This is a genomic window from Paraburkholderia sp. DD10 (assembly GCF_049177125.1).
Lineage (GTDB): Bacteria > Pseudomonadota > Gammaproteobacteria > Burkholderiales > Burkholderiaceae > Paraburkholderia > Paraburkholderia terricola.
Map to the genome: position 1 here is coordinate 156,091 of NZ_CP185394.1, position 12,873 is coordinate 168,963.

A 12,873-nucleotide genomic window follows, 5' to 3' on the forward strand; every position below is an offset into this window, starting at 1 on the left:
CGATACTTGCCCAAACTGTCTTTGTGCTGCCCTGAGCATCCTTTGCTCACCTGCTTCATGATGCTGCTTGACGCTGATACCTTATGGCTGGCCTTGAGCGCTTTTGTCTGTCCGGCTAGCCAGAAAGGGACACCGTTGAGCATCAGCTTCCCAGCGTCGGCAACAGCACGCGGTAGATATGAATGAAGGCGGGCCCCATCAGCACGGTCATCAGTGCCGGGAAGATGCAAAAGATCAGCGGAAACAACAGCTTCAATGCGATCTTCGCGGCGCGTTCCTCGGCGCGCATTCTGCGGCGGGTGCGCAGCGTGTCCGACATGACCCGCAGCGAAGCGCCGATGCTGGTGCCGAAGCGTTCCGCCTGAACCAGCATCGAGGCGAACGTATCGATATCCTCGGCGCCCGTGCGCAAGGCGAAGTTGCGCAGCGCCTTCTCCTTGGTGAAGCCCGAGCGCAGTTCGAGCAGCATCAATTGCAGTTCGTTTGCGACTTCAGGACTGGCGAGCGTCATCTCGTTGGCCACGCGCATCAGCGCGGCGTCCATGCCGAGGCCCGCTTCGACGCACACGGTCAGCAGATCGAGCGCATCCGGAAAGCCCTCGACGATCGCGCGCTGGCGTCGTGCGCGGCAACGCGTCAACACGATGTTCGGCGCGTAGTAGCCAATGGCCGCGAGCAGGGCGAGAATCGTCGCGCACACGGCGTACTGTCCGTTGATGAGCGGCGTACGCATCAGTCCGACGAGACCCAGCAACGGCAGCAACAGCGCCAGCGCGGTCTTGGCTGCGAAATAAAGCGCGGCCGCCGACGGGGTGCGCCAACCGGCGTTCATCAGGTGCAACCGCAAGGGCGAATCTTCCCAGCCTTCCTTCGGAATGGAGAGCTGCGAAATCGGACGCGAGATTTCCGCGATTTTCTCGGCCCACCCAGCGCCAGCCGACCACGATTGTTCGGTCGAGACGGATACCCCACCCGCTTGTTCGATGCGGCGTTGCATATCGCGTGGCATCAATCGCCACATGAACGCCACGACGGCGCAGAATACCGCTGCAAACAGGCCGACAAGCAACAGCACATTTGTTGAATCGAGCGTTTCCATTACGGTTCTCCAGTTCTTTTGGTGCGCGGCGGGCCCGCGTTCACACGCGGATCTGCACGATGCGCCGCATCCACAGGATTCCCAATACCATTGAGACAAGCATCATTTCGACGACCTGAAGCCCGGCCGGGTCCTCCCACAGCACCGCAAAAAAAGTCGGGTTCACCACCTGCATTGCGCCAGCGGAGACGAACGGCAACAGCGCCAGGATCCACCCGGACAGACGTCCCTCGGCGGACAGGACCCGAACCTTGTCGAACAACTGCAGACGTGCGCGAACCAGCGACGCGATGCTGTCGAGAATCTCGGCGAGATTGCCGCCGGTTTCGCGCTGGATCAGCACGGCGATCACGAAGTAGCGCAAGTCGCGCACCGGCACACGCGTCGCAAGGTTCATCAACGCTTCGTTCAGCGTGACGCCGTAATTGATTTCATCGAAGACGATGCGGAACTCGCCGGCCGTCGGCTCCGCGAACTCATTGCCGAGCATGCCGATGGCGCTCGAGAACGAATGCCCCGCTCGCAACGCGCGGCTGATCATGTCGGCGGCCTCGGGCAACTGTCGCTCGAGAACGCGCAGGCGCTTGCGGCGACAGCGCAATACGCGCAGTGTTGGAAAGGCGAGGGCCGCGACGGCGGCGAGCGCCGTCACGACAGGTGGCACATGCACCAGCGCAAAACTGGCCGCCAGCAGGACGACCGTGACCGCCATCAGACTGTGCGTCACGAGGCGTCCCACGGTGAGACTCAATCCGGACTGAAGGATGATCCGGTCGATCATCTGGATGCGTGGTACCCGCATCATCAGCGCATGGATCGGCGCGGAGCCGCTCAGCACGCGCTCCTTGAGAATGGAGAGGCGTTCGCCCTGCACATTCGCGCCTGCGGACAGCGCACGGATACGCTGGTCGAGGCGGTGCGCGGCGGGACCATGGTGGCTGTTCCACCACTGATACAGCCCCTCTATCCCGAGGACCACGGCGATGAACAGCAGGAAAGCGAAGGCGTAGAAGATCGGATTCATGGATGTCTCACAAAAATGAGCCGTGTGCGCCGCATGCCGCCGGCGCTATCCGTCAAACGGTATCGAAGTGCCGGTTCGGATCGTAGAGCTGGTCAGGCAGCGCGATGCCGAACGCCTGTAGCCGCTCGGTAAACTTCGGCCTCACGCCGGTCGCGCAGAAATGGCCGCGCACCGCGCCGCTCTGATCGACGCCCGTTCGCTTGAAAGTGAAGATTTCCTGCATGTTGACGATCTCGCCTTCCATGCCCGTCAATTCCTGAATGCTAACGACCTTGCGCCGGCCGTCGGTCAAACGGGCCACCTGAACCACCACCGAGATCGCCGACGAAATCTGCTGACGCAGGTTCTTCGGCGGCAACGCAAGGCCGGCCAGGCTGATCATGTTTTCAAGGCGGGTCAGCGCATCGCGCGGCGTGTTCGCGTGAATCGTCGCGAGCGATCCTTCGTGGCCGGTGTTCATCGCATTGAGCATGTCGAGCGCTTCGGCGCCGCGTACTTCGCCGAGGATGATGCGATCCGGCCGCATCCGCAGCGCGTTGCGCACGAGCGTGCGTTGCGTAACTTCGCCGCGTCCTTCGACATTCGGCGGTCGTGTTTCGAGGCGTAGTACGTGTGGCTGGCGCAGTTGCAGTTCGGCCGCGTCTTCGATGGTCACGACGCGCTCGTCTTCGGGAATGAAACCCGACAGGATGTTCAGCAGCGTCGTCTTGCCGCCGCCCGTGCCGCCCGATACCAGCACGTTGACCTTGGCGCGCGTGAGTGCTTCGAGCAGCTCGGCCATCGGTGGCGTAAGGCTTTGCGATGCGATCAGATCGGACATTTGCAGCGGATTGACCGCGAAACGCCGGATCGACACTAGCGGTCCATCCACCGCCGAGGGCGGAATGATCGCGTTGACGCGTGAACCGTCGGGCAGACGCGCGTCGACCATCGGGCTCGATTCGTCGATGCGCCGCCCGACACGCGAGACGATCTTCTCGATTACCTTCATCAGATGCACGTCGTCGTAAAACGTGACATCCGTCAGTTCCAGACGGCCCCTGCGTTCGACGTAGGTCGTGCGGTAAGTGTTGACGAGAATGTCCGAGACGGTCGAGTCGCGCAGCAGCGCTTCGAGTGGACCGAAGCCGAACATTTCGTCGTGAATGTCGATCGTCAACTGCCTGCGTTCGAGGTCGTTGACCGGCGCCTTGTCCTCTTCGAGGATGCGCGCGATCAGTCCGCCGATTTCCTGGCGGACCTGTTCCGACGGCAACCGCGCGAGCCGTTCGAGTTCGACGCGATCGAGCACCGCCTCGTGAACCTTGCGTTTGAGTGTCTGATATGCAGCGCGCGCGAGGCCTAGGGGCGCACGAATGCCTGCGTGGCGTTCGGGCAGCGTGTGGACCATCTGCGCCGACATCTGTTCGCGTAGTGACATGAGAATCTCCTGGCTGACGTTATGAGACCGTTGACTGGCGTTGCGTTGTGGAGCGGCCAAATAGTCGGGCCAGCAGCGGTTCACCGCGTTTCTTCTGCGGGACGATGCCCGAGGACTGGTTGACGATGCTTTGCGCCAGCGCCTGCACGCCGCGCGCGAGCGCGCTGTTGCGCGCCGTCTTCAATACGGGCTCGCCGAGGTTGACGGACTCGTTGGCCGCCTGCGGGTCGTCGGCGATCAGATGCGACGGGTGCCTGCCAAGTACCTGTTCGAGCGCGCTAGCGGCTCGTTCGTCGTGGCGGCGGTGCCGGTTCACGAGCAGACGCAGCCGGTCGGGCGAGTAGGCAAGCGACACGAGGATTTCCTGAAGGCGGCGGGCCGCCCGCACATACGGCATGCTTGCCTGAACCACCATATGAATCTCGGCGCTGCGATCCAGCGCGACGATGGAAAGCGCATTGATGCTCTGGCCAAGATCGAACAGCACGACGTCGTAACGCGGTGCGGCGACGCCTAGTATCCATTCGAACTGTTCTTCGTGGATCTCCAGTGCCTTCAGCGGATCGCCCGCGCCGGCGAGTACATGAAAGCTGGCGGTCACGTGCGTGAGCGACGCATCGAGAAATGCTGCGTCCATGCGGTCGATCTGAGCGCACATCTGCGGCAATGTCGACGGCGGCTCCTGGTCGCTTACGAGAAACGCGGCATCGGCGAACATCTGGTTCATATCAACGAGCAGCACACGCTTGCCGTGCAATGTGGCGATCGCGTGACCGACATTGGCCGCGATGAGGCTCGTGCCCGCGCCACCCTTACACGAAATGAACGACACCATATGCGTTTCGTGGCGTGCTGCCCCTGCGTGCGGCGCGATGGCGCGTCCAACCGCATCGCCGAGCGAGCGCGCGTCGAGCGGCCAGCTCAGCACGTCGCGGATGCCGGCGCGCATCGCGGCGATCAACGTCTCGGGCGACGTCTGCGGCAACAGCAGCAGGCAAGTGAGGCGAGGATAGCGGTGTACCAGCACGTTGACCGAATCCAGCTCGGCCCGCTCGGGCGACGACGCGTCGATGATCAGCACGTCGAACGCGTCGAGACTGTCGCCACGTTCCAGCAACGTGGAGGGCGCGCCGTGCATGCGTGTCGTCGTGCAATTGCCGCAGTCCGCGACGAGGCGAACGATCTCGGACATCCGGCCCGTGTGCTCGGAGTTGATGAGGATATTGATCATGATGTTGTCATCCGCGGAATCGTTGCTTGGCTGGTCACGCTGCGGCTCGCGCCGCTGCCCGGCTCACATCGCCTATTCGCCATTAGTCGGCGGGGCCATGGGCGCGCCCGAACCGCCGGCGGCGTTGCCGCCCACGCCGATCACGAACGCGTTGGTGGACGGCGACGGCGCCTTCAATGACGCGTTGTAATTCGACATCGCCGCGACGGCAGCCTTGCCGTCGACACCGACCGTCGACGGATGCTTCGACGCGGCATCCGGATCGATGATCTGGGCCTCGCTGAAGCTCCTCACTGATTCGCCGAAGTGTCGGTCGAAATTGGGCGTGGTCGACAGGCAGCCGTTCAGTGCGACGCAGGCCGGCACGAGTAACGCAATCCAGCGCGAGATGGAAGTAGTGCGGTTGGTCATGATCTTCTCCTGACGTTGCATTTAGTTGTGAGCGTGAGCGGACGACGAGCGCGACTTGCCGTCTGGCGGCGTCTGATGTGCGGCGATCTGCTCGGTAAAGGCTTCGGCCTGCGTGGCGGGTTCGTCGGAGAGACCGGCTGGATTGGCCGGCCCGATATCATGGGCTGACGTGCCGGCCTGCGGCTCCGGCAGCGGCGTGACGACCGCGGCGGGCGTCGGTACCATCGCAGATACCGGTTCGCTTGCGGGCGGGGCGGCGGGAGCCTGTTGTTGCGACGGCGCGGGAGCCAGTGCGGGTGACGTTGCCGGGGCCGGTATCGGCGGGGCGGGCTTCCTGTTGCCGACCGGCTCGCGGCCTTCCATGTTGCCCATCAGATAGACGTCGGCCTGATTGGGCGTCTTCAGATGGTCGGTGGGCAGCGGCAGGCTCGACGCCAGTTGCAGCGGCTTGACCAGATGCGGCGTGATGATGAACACCAGTTCGGTCAGGTCCTGCTGATACGACGTGCTTCTGAAGAGCGCGCCGAGCACCGGCACTTCGCCGACGCCGGGTATCGCCTTCAGCGTGCCTGCTGCGTTGCTCTTGATCAGCCCGCCGATCGCGAAGGTCTCGCCGTCGTTCATCTGCACCGTGGTGGAAGCGCGGCGCGTGGTGATCAGCGGCAGAACCGTGAGGTTGTTCGTATTCGTCGCGCCGACCGTGACGCCGGTAGACGACAGCTCCGAGACCTCGGGAGCGACCTTCAGGTTGATGCGGCCGCCCGCGAGCACGGTGGGCGTGAACTTCAGACCTACACCGAATTCCTCTTCCTGAAGGATGATGGTCGCGACACCGTTGTTGTTGCTCTGCGGAATCGGAATGAAGACCTTGCCGCCCGCGAGGAACGTCGCTTCCTGTCCGCTCAGCGTGACGAGATTCGGCTCGGCCAGGATCTTCACGAGGTTGTCGCCGTGCTGCGCGTCGATCGCGACATTGAACGGCCGGTTATTCGCCTTGTTCACATCGACGATGCTCGACACGCCCGCGAGCAGACTGCTAAGGAGCGCGCCGCTCCAGGAGCCGAAGCCGCCCTGGATGTTCATCGCCGCGCCCAACTGATTGAGCACCGTCTTCGAGACTTCGGCGACCTTCACTTCGAGCATCACCTGTTGCGGCGAGTCGACGCTCATCATGTTCAGCACCGTCGCGGCCTTGCTGCCGCCATTGCCGTTGCCTGCGCCTCCGCCGTTGCCGTTCGCGGGCAGCGAACTGCGCGCATACGCCTTGGCGATTTCCTGGGCCTGGGTTGCGGCCTGCGCGCTGGATACGCGGCCCGCGAGCACGAGGTCGCCCGCGACCGTGGCGACGCGGATGTTCGGTTCATCGGGCATCAGTTGCGATAACGAAGTTTGCAGGCCGCCTGAATCGGCGTTGACCACCACGTTGATCACTTCGCATGCGCCGCTCTTGCCCTGCACGATCATGTTCGTGGTGCCCACAGCCATGCCGACCACATAGAGCGTTTGCGGCGACACCATCGTCGCCTGCGCGACCTGCGGATTGCCGAGCGTGCGATTGCGCACCGGTTCGGCGGTGTGCATCAGCGTGGACTTGCCTACCGGCACCACGATCGTGCTCTGTTCGTTCTGCGTGCGGGTGCAGGCCGGACCGCGCGCGGCGGCGCTTTGCATCGCGCCTGAAGGCTGTGCGGGTGCAGGATTCATGCTGATGGTCATTTGCACCGGCCCGTGCGGCATTGGCGCGGCGGCGGCATGGGCGTTTTCAACTGCCTCCTGGGCGTGCACACCGTGCGCGCCGATCAACGACGCGCATACCGTCGTGGTTAGGAAGGCGGTGCGTATCGCGCTGCCCTTCATGACTTTCCGTTGACTCGATTTCATCTCGTTATCTCCCCGTAGCCCGCTGCGAGCGATCTGTCGTGTGTCAGACGCCGCGTTATCGCGTGACCGCATTTGTGATTAAAAGCATTCCTGACTGCCTTGCGCTCCCGACAGCACGCCGACACAGTCGCGCTTCGGCATGGGGCGGGCCGTATATTTGACGCGCGTCGGCGCGGCCGCCACAACGGGCGCGGATACAGCCACGGCCCTGCCCAGCAACGTGACCTTGGTTGCGCCGCCAGTGGGCAATGCGCGGTCGTCGATCTGATTGCGCAACACCAGCGACAGGCTGCCGACGCTGCGTGCGAGATCGAGCTTCTCCGCCTGGTCCGGCGTGACTTCGAGCGTCACCGCATTGACGACCTTCGGCTGCGTGTCGTCGCGGCTAACCTGCTGGGCGACGGCGAGCACAAGAATCTTTTCGAGGACGATCTTGGAAATGCTCTGCTGCGGATCGTTGGCCTTTACTTCCGGTTCCTGAGTGTTGACGATAACGTCGACATAGTTGCCGGGCAGTGCAAAGCCCGCCACGCCAACGACGTCGTTCACACGGACCGTGATGGCTCGCTTGCCTTCACCTATCACCGCCGACAGTCCGCCCTTTGTGCCTTGCGGTGCGAGCTTGGACTCAATCACCGGCTCGCCGGGTTCGAGGCTTGTGCGCACGACACGGCCGTCAAGTGCCTTCGGATCCCTGAACGCGCCGGGCGGCACGCTTGCCGTGGGCCAGTTCACCGTGCGGATCATGTTCGGATTCAGCGGCTGACCGAGGCCGACTTCGGCAGTGGCCACCGCAACCGGCGTCACGGCCGACGACGACGTCTGCAACAGCCATCGCGATGCGAAACCCACGGCGGCAATACCCGCCAGCAGGGCCATCCCTAACATCACAACTGCGCGACTGGTTTTCATGGTGTTACTCCTTTCATGAGTGGCTATGGCACACGTGCTGGTCAAGCGCCGGCATACCGTTTGTCGGCTTGCGCGGTGTTGGATGGAATCGCCTGCTCATGTCCCGGCGCGCTGCCGAAGTAGCTGTGCCATGCATGAGTCAGGCGGTATTCGGTGACGACCGGCACGTCGCCGTGATAGAGCGCGAAGGAGCGCAACACGGCGAGCAGATCGGCGGGATAGCAGGCGAGAAACGGTGTGCGGCTGGGCAGATGCAACTGGTGCAGCAGATACTCGAACGCGCCGGACTCTATTTCGATGTTCAGCGCCGCGCATTGAGCGTCGAACAGGCGACGATAGTCTTCGACGTCAAGCGCGCCGACATGGAGCTTTGAGCCGAGCCGGCGCAGGAATGCGCTGTCATTCAGTTCCGCCGGCGTGAGGTTGGTCGAGAACACCGGCCACACGTCGAACGGACTCACGAAGCGCGCGCCCGATTGCAGCGAGAACTGATCGACGCTGCGATCGAGCGGCGTGATCCAGCGATTGAGCAGCTCGGCGGGCGCGACGCGCTGACGGCCGAGGTCGTCGACGACATACATACCCATGTTTGCCTTCATATGCGGCGGTGCCTGATAAAAGCCGCTATTGGCGTTGTACTGAAGATCGAGCATCGCCACCGTCAACTCGCCGCCGGACATCACCACCGGCCGTTCGCAGGCGCGCCAGCGACGGTCCGAGACATTGGGCAGCGCGTCGGCGCAAGCGTCCCGGTGAATCAGCGGGTCGTGCAACTGGATGACGTCGCCGGCTACGTAAAGCGAGTACGGGATTGGCACCGCACCTTGCAGCAGCTTGCCGAGGCGTTCGGCGAGATACGTCTTGCCGCTGCCTGCCGGGCCATAGAACATGACAGGCCGTCCGGCATTCAACGCGGCCACTGCCGAGTCCAGCAATGGCATATCGGCGATGAAGTCCGCGAAGGTCGTGCGCACATCGGACTGTGCAACATGGATGCGCTTCACGGAATACGCACTGACCACGCTCACATAGGCCTCGAGCGAGACAGGCGCGGGGCCGCAGTAAGTGGAGCGGCTCGCCTCGTGGGCTGCGAGTTCGCGACCGGCATCAGTGAGGCGCAGATGGACGTCGACATCGGTCGCGCCACGATGCGCGATCTCAGCGAGGTGTTCGCGCACGAGGAAACCGATCGTTTCATCAAGCACTGCAGCGGTGAGACAGTGTCGCGCAACAAGATCGCCTAGCGACGATTTGCCATTCTGCAAGATCGACTTGAGGACCAGATGCGCGATGAAGAGCGGAGGCAAGCCAGTGTCCGCGATATTACGCGGCGCACGCAGCACAAGCACTGGCGTTTGTGCCCGGTGGGCGCCCGTCGCGGCAATCGTGTCGAGACACGTGGTGCTTGCTGCGTTGCACTGCTTTGTGCTGTGCTCGTCCATCTGTTGCTCCCCGGGTGCGGCGCCACCGATTGCGGTGCGGCACGGTATGTGATTCGGATAGCCGGATCGTATGTTGTCGGCTTACTTTCGTTCTACAACTATGCCGCTGTCGCGAGCAGCACGACTACAGTTCCTGTCGCAATCGCGACACCGTATGGCACGGATCCAACAGACTCGATCGAAGCGGCGGCGCCGCCGCGCAACGCCGGATGGACCAAGCTCAAAATGTTCCTCACCACCTTCTTCAACTGCCGGCGTCGGGCGGTCAGTGCCAGCAACCACACACCACCAATCACACATGTCGCCAGTGCGGTCTGAAAAACCAGCAGCGGCCCGATCCATGCGCCTACCATCGCGAGCAGCTTGACGTCTCCCGCAGCCATCCCATGCAGCATATATAACGGCAGGAACAGAACCAGTCCGACGACAGCGCCCGCCAGCCAAGCCCCAACACCGCCCAAAAATCCCCGCAGCCAGCACTGCACAAGCAGCGCGCCCAGCAGACCGACGCCGACCAGCATGTTGGGAATGCGCCGGCACTGGATGTCCGTGCTTGCTGCAGCGATCACCAGTGCAATGACGCACGGTATGATCGGCGGTAGTGGTGCAGATGCGGTAATGAGCATGACAAGACCTCGTCGGTGTGGGCAGCGGGCGGTGAAAAGCGGTGGTGCGATGGACGAATCGGCAGGCGCGATTCGTCCATCGCCTCTCTCAGGATGACGCCATGCTCGCCGCGATTGCCGTGAACTTGTTGCTGACTGCAGTGGCGAGGCCCGAGTACCCCGCGAGGATCGCCGTTGCGATCAGGGCGGCCATCAGGCCATACTCGATGGCGGTCACGCCGTCTTCGTCGCGAATGAATGCCTTGGTGCTGTTGATAAACGACTGCATGATTAACTCTCCACTTGAACTTGCCACGGCTTATCCGCCGTGGCAGCGCGTTGCAAAAAGCGGTGGTGCGACAGACGAATCGGCAGGCGCGGTTCGTCCGCCGCCTCTCTCAGGATCCCGACGTCACATGCCCAGCGATAGAGGTGAACTTGGCGCTGACTGCATTGGCGAGGGCTGAGTACCCCGCGAGGATTGCCGTTGCGATCAGGGCGGCCATCAGGCCATACTCGATGGCGGTCACTCCGTCTTCGTCGCGAATGAATGCCTTGGTGCTATTGATGATCGATTGCATGATTGAATCTCCTTTTGGACTACTAACGTAGATGACATCGGATAACTACATTGGTACAGCGTGCTGCTTTACTGCCGGGTGCTACAAGTGTTGCCCGTGCTACAGGAAAGACGGTTCGGACGCGGTGTGATAGAGCGGCCGAACAGGAGCCGAGAGTGGCTCACTTCTAGTCATGTGAGGGGAGGGTGCTGCAAGGGGGCCCGCAACAGCGGCCAGCGAGAGACCGTGTTCATGAGCGACGTGTTGCGAATTACCGCGAAGAGCGGTGTAGGGAAGTCGGATGCGATGCGCATTGCGCAACGCGATCTCGTCCGAATTCGAATGAATGGCCACATTGTTTACTTCTCCGATCTTCTTCTTTCGCAGCCGGTTGCTCTACTCGCCGCTCTTTGTCGAACGCATGCGGGAGAAGAACCCCCGTCGGCATGGCTTTGGTCGCTCGCCATGTCGCCGGCTGTGTGAACATAAAGGCAAGGAGTGGGCCAGGTTCCCCAAATACCAGGCATCATGCGGGTGCCGGGCCGATTGGTCGTCTCAAAGGAATCGGCTGACACGGAAATGCTATGATTTTGTTGCAGATGTGACACATCTGGTTACGCATATAGCTCTGACCGGCGAAATCGGGCAGCACCCGCCTCAGGCCTTGGAGACAGCGAGGAACGAGGGGTTTCACCTAGAGCTTTGGATGACGGATTTATCTAGAAATTCGTTTGTTTTTCCGCGTCGAACTCGTTGCATTTGTGAGACTCTTGATTTTCCCATCGCCTTCCGCAAACGCCCGGCAACCGAGCCTATCCCCGACCCGCGTACCCCAACGAAAGGCGCCGTACGCTCGAAACGCTGGCCAGGGGCAGCGTTATTGCCAACAAGTGCGGGGATTACGCGCATCTGAAGCCCCGGTTATACGCCGGCCTCGTATCGACAGCCCAAGATCGAAAGCATTCGACGATACGCTGCACTAACGCTCATCCGGCGCCACCTCGGCGAGACTTTCTCACCGTTGTCGTTACGTTTATAACGGGTATTGTCCGCGAGCATAAAGTACTTTATGACGCCGCCGTGGTCGAAGGCTCCGCTTTCGCTGCCGGCCGCTTCAGGTCCCAGGCAAGGACGGTGCCGCGACGAAATCTGAGGTGCCCGACGGTTCACCGATGCGCAGGGCGCGCACCGGTTTGAGCGCATCACGCCGGCCCGCATGGATGAGCTAAGCAGTGTGTTGTTCCATTGCTGGCCGAACGACGTTTTGCGAAGGATGTTGGTATCAGCGCGGCGTGCAATCGCGCCAAGCGTTGTTTCATCTGGCCTCGTGGGTCGACAGGAAATCGATTTTTCCGCCAATCACAACCTGCCGATGCTGCTCCCTTGCGTGCCCGGAAGGATCCGGACCAAAACCGAAAAGCGACGGTTCCGGTCCGGTCCCTGAACTTTGAGCTGCCTACGCGGCAGTGAAGAGGCGCGAGGATCACTTTGGAGCCAATCTCCTTTGCAATCTCCATTTCTAAGCTGCCTACGCGGCAGTGAAGCCCAATCTTCGTGGTGCGTCGGAAAGCGATGTTTCTAAACTGCCTACACGGCAGTGAAATACCACTTAATGTTGTTAGTTCCATCGTTCCAAAAGGATTTTCTAAAAGTGTAAAAAGTTTTCAATACGTTTTACGTACTCGTTGTTATTAAGGTTCTTTTCTGATCTCTCAAAGGAGGTCAAAACCAGGGTATGGTCGCACCAGCACTGAGCCCATAGGCGGTGAAAAGCCCTCCCTGCGGTTCGTGCACTATCGGACCGTGTTCGATGAAGAGAAAAAAAGACTGACCGGTACTTTGGCTGCGAATGGACACGTAGGGCAACTCAAGTCTTTTCTCCACGGTTCCCGGAATGCGCTGGCGGGCCTCAGCTTCATCGAGGTCATGGCGTCGCATCAGCCGGCGGCGCAGGCGCTCCGCACTGCTCTTCGCCTGCACCCGGAAGACGACGCGATAAGTCACTTCGGCGGGTACCAGGAGAATCTCTCCCTGCTTGACGTAGTCCTGCATGCCGCCAAGCCAGTTCGCCGCCATCAGTTGCTGCAATGTCGACCGCCTGCCATGCAGCCGTAAACGGTCGCCAAGCGCCGGCCGCTCCGGTCGAACTCCTGGAAAACTGATACCGACATCCTGGCTGCTCAGTTTCACCAGGGCACGGTGCAGTTTGCTGAAGAGCTCACTCATGAGGTGCTGCGGACTAAATTCCGGATCGGGCACCAGTCCAATGTCGAGATAATGATCCATCG

The 12,873-nt window shown here is 61.8% G+C and carries 13 protein-coding genes; 1 reads left to right on the forward strand and 12 read right to left on the reverse strand.

The genetic code is table 11. The features are described 5' to 3' along the window. Positions 1–142: 142 nt before the first annotated feature. The 11 genes from ACOCG7_RS34450 to ACOCG7_RS34500 all read right to left on the reverse strand — a co-directional run bounded on the left by ACOCG7_RS34450 (position 143) and on the right by ACOCG7_RS34500 (position 10,606). Complete coding sequence (locus tag ACOCG7_RS34450) at positions 143–1,099, reverse strand: type II secretion system F family protein (protein ID WP_421380753.1); 957 nt, start codon at positions 1,097–1,099, stop codon at positions 143–145. 40 nt (positions 1,100–1,139) lie between these two features. Continuing rightward, on the reverse strand, positions 1,140–2,123 hold the full coding sequence (locus tag ACOCG7_RS34455) for a type II secretion system F family protein (protein WP_421380756.1): 984 nt from the start codon (positions 2,121–2,123) through the stop codon (positions 1,140–1,142). Positions 2,124–2,175: 52 nt separating this feature from the next. After that, complete coding sequence (locus tag ACOCG7_RS34460) at positions 2,176–3,543, reverse strand: CpaF family protein (protein ID WP_421380759.1); 1,368 nt, start codon at positions 3,541–3,543, stop codon at positions 2,176–2,178. Between the two features lie 19 nt (positions 3,544–3,562). After that, complete coding sequence (locus tag ACOCG7_RS34465) at positions 3,563–4,774, reverse strand: AAA family ATPase (RefSeq protein WP_421380762.1); 1,212 nt, start codon at positions 4,772–4,774, stop codon at positions 3,563–3,565. A gap of 72 nt (positions 4,775–4,846) precedes the next feature. Next, complete coding sequence (locus ACOCG7_RS34470) at positions 4,847–5,185, reverse strand: hypothetical protein (protein WP_421380765.1); 339 nt, start codon at positions 5,183–5,185, stop codon at positions 4,847–4,849. A gap of 21 nt (positions 5,186–5,206) precedes the next feature. Further along, the gene (locus ACOCG7_RS34475; protein WP_421380768.1) at positions 5,207–7,066 is read right to left on the reverse strand and encodes a type II and III secretion system protein family protein; all 1,860 of its coding nucleotides are present in this window, start codon (positions 7,064–7,066) and stop codon (positions 5,207–5,209) included. Between the two features lie 78 nt (positions 7,067–7,144). Then, complete coding sequence (gene cpaB / locus ACOCG7_RS34480; protein ID WP_421380771.1) at positions 7,145–7,978, reverse strand: Flp pilus assembly protein CpaB; 834 nt, start codon at positions 7,976–7,978, stop codon at positions 7,145–7,147. A 41-nt stretch (positions 7,979–8,019) separates the two neighbouring features. Further along, a complete protein-coding gene (locus ACOCG7_RS34485) occupies positions 8,020–9,420 on the reverse strand; it encodes an ATP-binding protein (RefSeq protein WP_421380774.1) in 1,401 nt (466 codons plus the stop codon). Between the two features lie 98 nt (positions 9,421–9,518). Continuing rightward, positions 9,519–10,046 (reverse strand): A24 family peptidase, encoded by a 528-nt coding sequence (locus tag ACOCG7_RS34490; protein WP_421380777.1) that lies wholly within the window; start codon positions 10,044–10,046, stop codon positions 9,519–9,521. An 88-nt stretch (positions 10,047–10,134) separates the two neighbouring features. Next, a complete protein-coding gene (locus ACOCG7_RS34495; protein ID WP_421380780.1) occupies positions 10,135–10,314 on the reverse strand; it encodes a Flp family type IVb pilin in 180 nt (59 codons plus the stop codon). Positions 10,315–10,423: 109 nt separating this feature from the next. Further along, positions 10,424–10,606 carry a Flp family type IVb pilin gene (locus ACOCG7_RS34500; RefSeq protein WP_421380783.1) on the reverse strand — a complete coding sequence of 61 codons (183 nt, stop codon included), beginning with the start codon at positions 10,604–10,606 and terminating at the stop codon, positions 10,424–10,426. A gap of 231 nt (positions 10,607–10,837) precedes the next feature. Here ACOCG7_RS34500 and ACOCG7_RS34505 point away from each other — a divergent pair, with 231 nt between their 5' ends. Then, positions 10,838–11,068 carry a hypothetical protein gene (locus tag ACOCG7_RS34505; protein ID WP_421380786.1) on the forward strand — a complete coding sequence of 77 codons (231 nt, stop codon included), beginning with the start codon at positions 10,838–10,840 and terminating at the stop codon, positions 11,066–11,068. A 1,239-nt stretch (positions 11,069–12,307) separates the two neighbouring features. Here the strand turns inward: ACOCG7_RS34505 and cas6f are convergent. After that, positions 12,308–12,871 carry a type I-F CRISPR-associated endoribonuclease Cas6/Csy4 gene (gene cas6f / locus ACOCG7_RS34510; RefSeq protein WP_421380789.1) on the reverse strand — a complete coding sequence of 188 codons (564 nt, stop codon included), beginning with the start codon at positions 12,869–12,871 and terminating at the stop codon, positions 12,308–12,310. Positions 12,872–12,873: the final 2 nt, after the last annotated feature.

What these genes read in the sequence shown, in the direction of transcription:
- ACOCG7_RS34475 (WP_421380768.1), bottom strand. Translation starts at nt 7,066, where the DNA reads ATGAAATCGAGTCAACGGAAAGTCATGAAGGGCAGCGCGATACGCACC.
- cas6f (WP_421380789.1), bottom strand. Translation starts at nt 12,871, where the DNA reads ATGGATCATTATCTCGACATTGGACTGGTGCCCGATCCGGAATTTAGT.
- cpaB (WP_421380771.1), bottom strand. Translation starts at nt 7,978, where the DNA reads ATGAAAACCAGTCGCGCAGTTGTGATGTTAGGGATGGCCCTGCTGGCG.
- ACOCG7_RS34450 (WP_421380753.1), bottom strand. Translation starts at nt 1,099, where the DNA reads ATGGAAACGCTCGATTCAACAAATGTGCTGTTGCTTGTCGGCCTGTTT.
- ACOCG7_RS34455 (WP_421380756.1), bottom strand. Translation starts at nt 2,123, where the DNA reads ATGAATCCGATCTTCTACGCCTTCGCTTTCCTGCTGTTCATCGCCGTG.
- ACOCG7_RS34470 (WP_421380765.1), bottom strand. Translation starts at nt 5,185, where the DNA reads ATGACCAACCGCACTACTTCCATCTCGCGCTGGATTGCGTTACTCGTG.
- ACOCG7_RS34485 (WP_421380774.1), bottom strand. Translation starts at nt 9,420, where the DNA reads ATGGACGAGCACAGCACAAAGCAGTGCAACGCAGCAAGCACCACGTGT.
- ACOCG7_RS34460 (WP_421380759.1), bottom strand. Translation starts at nt 3,543, where the DNA reads ATGTCACTACGCGAACAGATGTCGGCGCAGATGGTCCACACGCTGCCC.
- ACOCG7_RS34465 (WP_421380762.1), bottom strand. Translation starts at nt 4,774, where the DNA reads ATGATCAATATCCTCATCAACTCCGAGCACACGGGCCGGATGTCCGAG.
- ACOCG7_RS34495 (WP_421380780.1), bottom strand. Translation starts at nt 10,314, where the DNA reads ATGCAGTCGTTTATCAACAGCACCAAGGCATTCATTCGCGACGAAGAC.
- ACOCG7_RS34490 (WP_421380777.1), bottom strand. Translation starts at nt 10,046, where the DNA reads ATGCTCATTACCGCATCTGCACCACTACCGCCGATCATACCGTGCGTC.
- ACOCG7_RS34505 (WP_421380786.1), top strand. Translation starts at nt 10,838, where the DNA reads ATGAGCGACGTGTTGCGAATTACCGCGAAGAGCGGTGTAGGGAAGTCG.
- ACOCG7_RS34500 (WP_421380783.1), bottom strand. Translation starts at nt 10,606, where the DNA reads ATGCAATCGATCATCAATAGCACCAAGGCATTCATTCGCGACGAAGAC.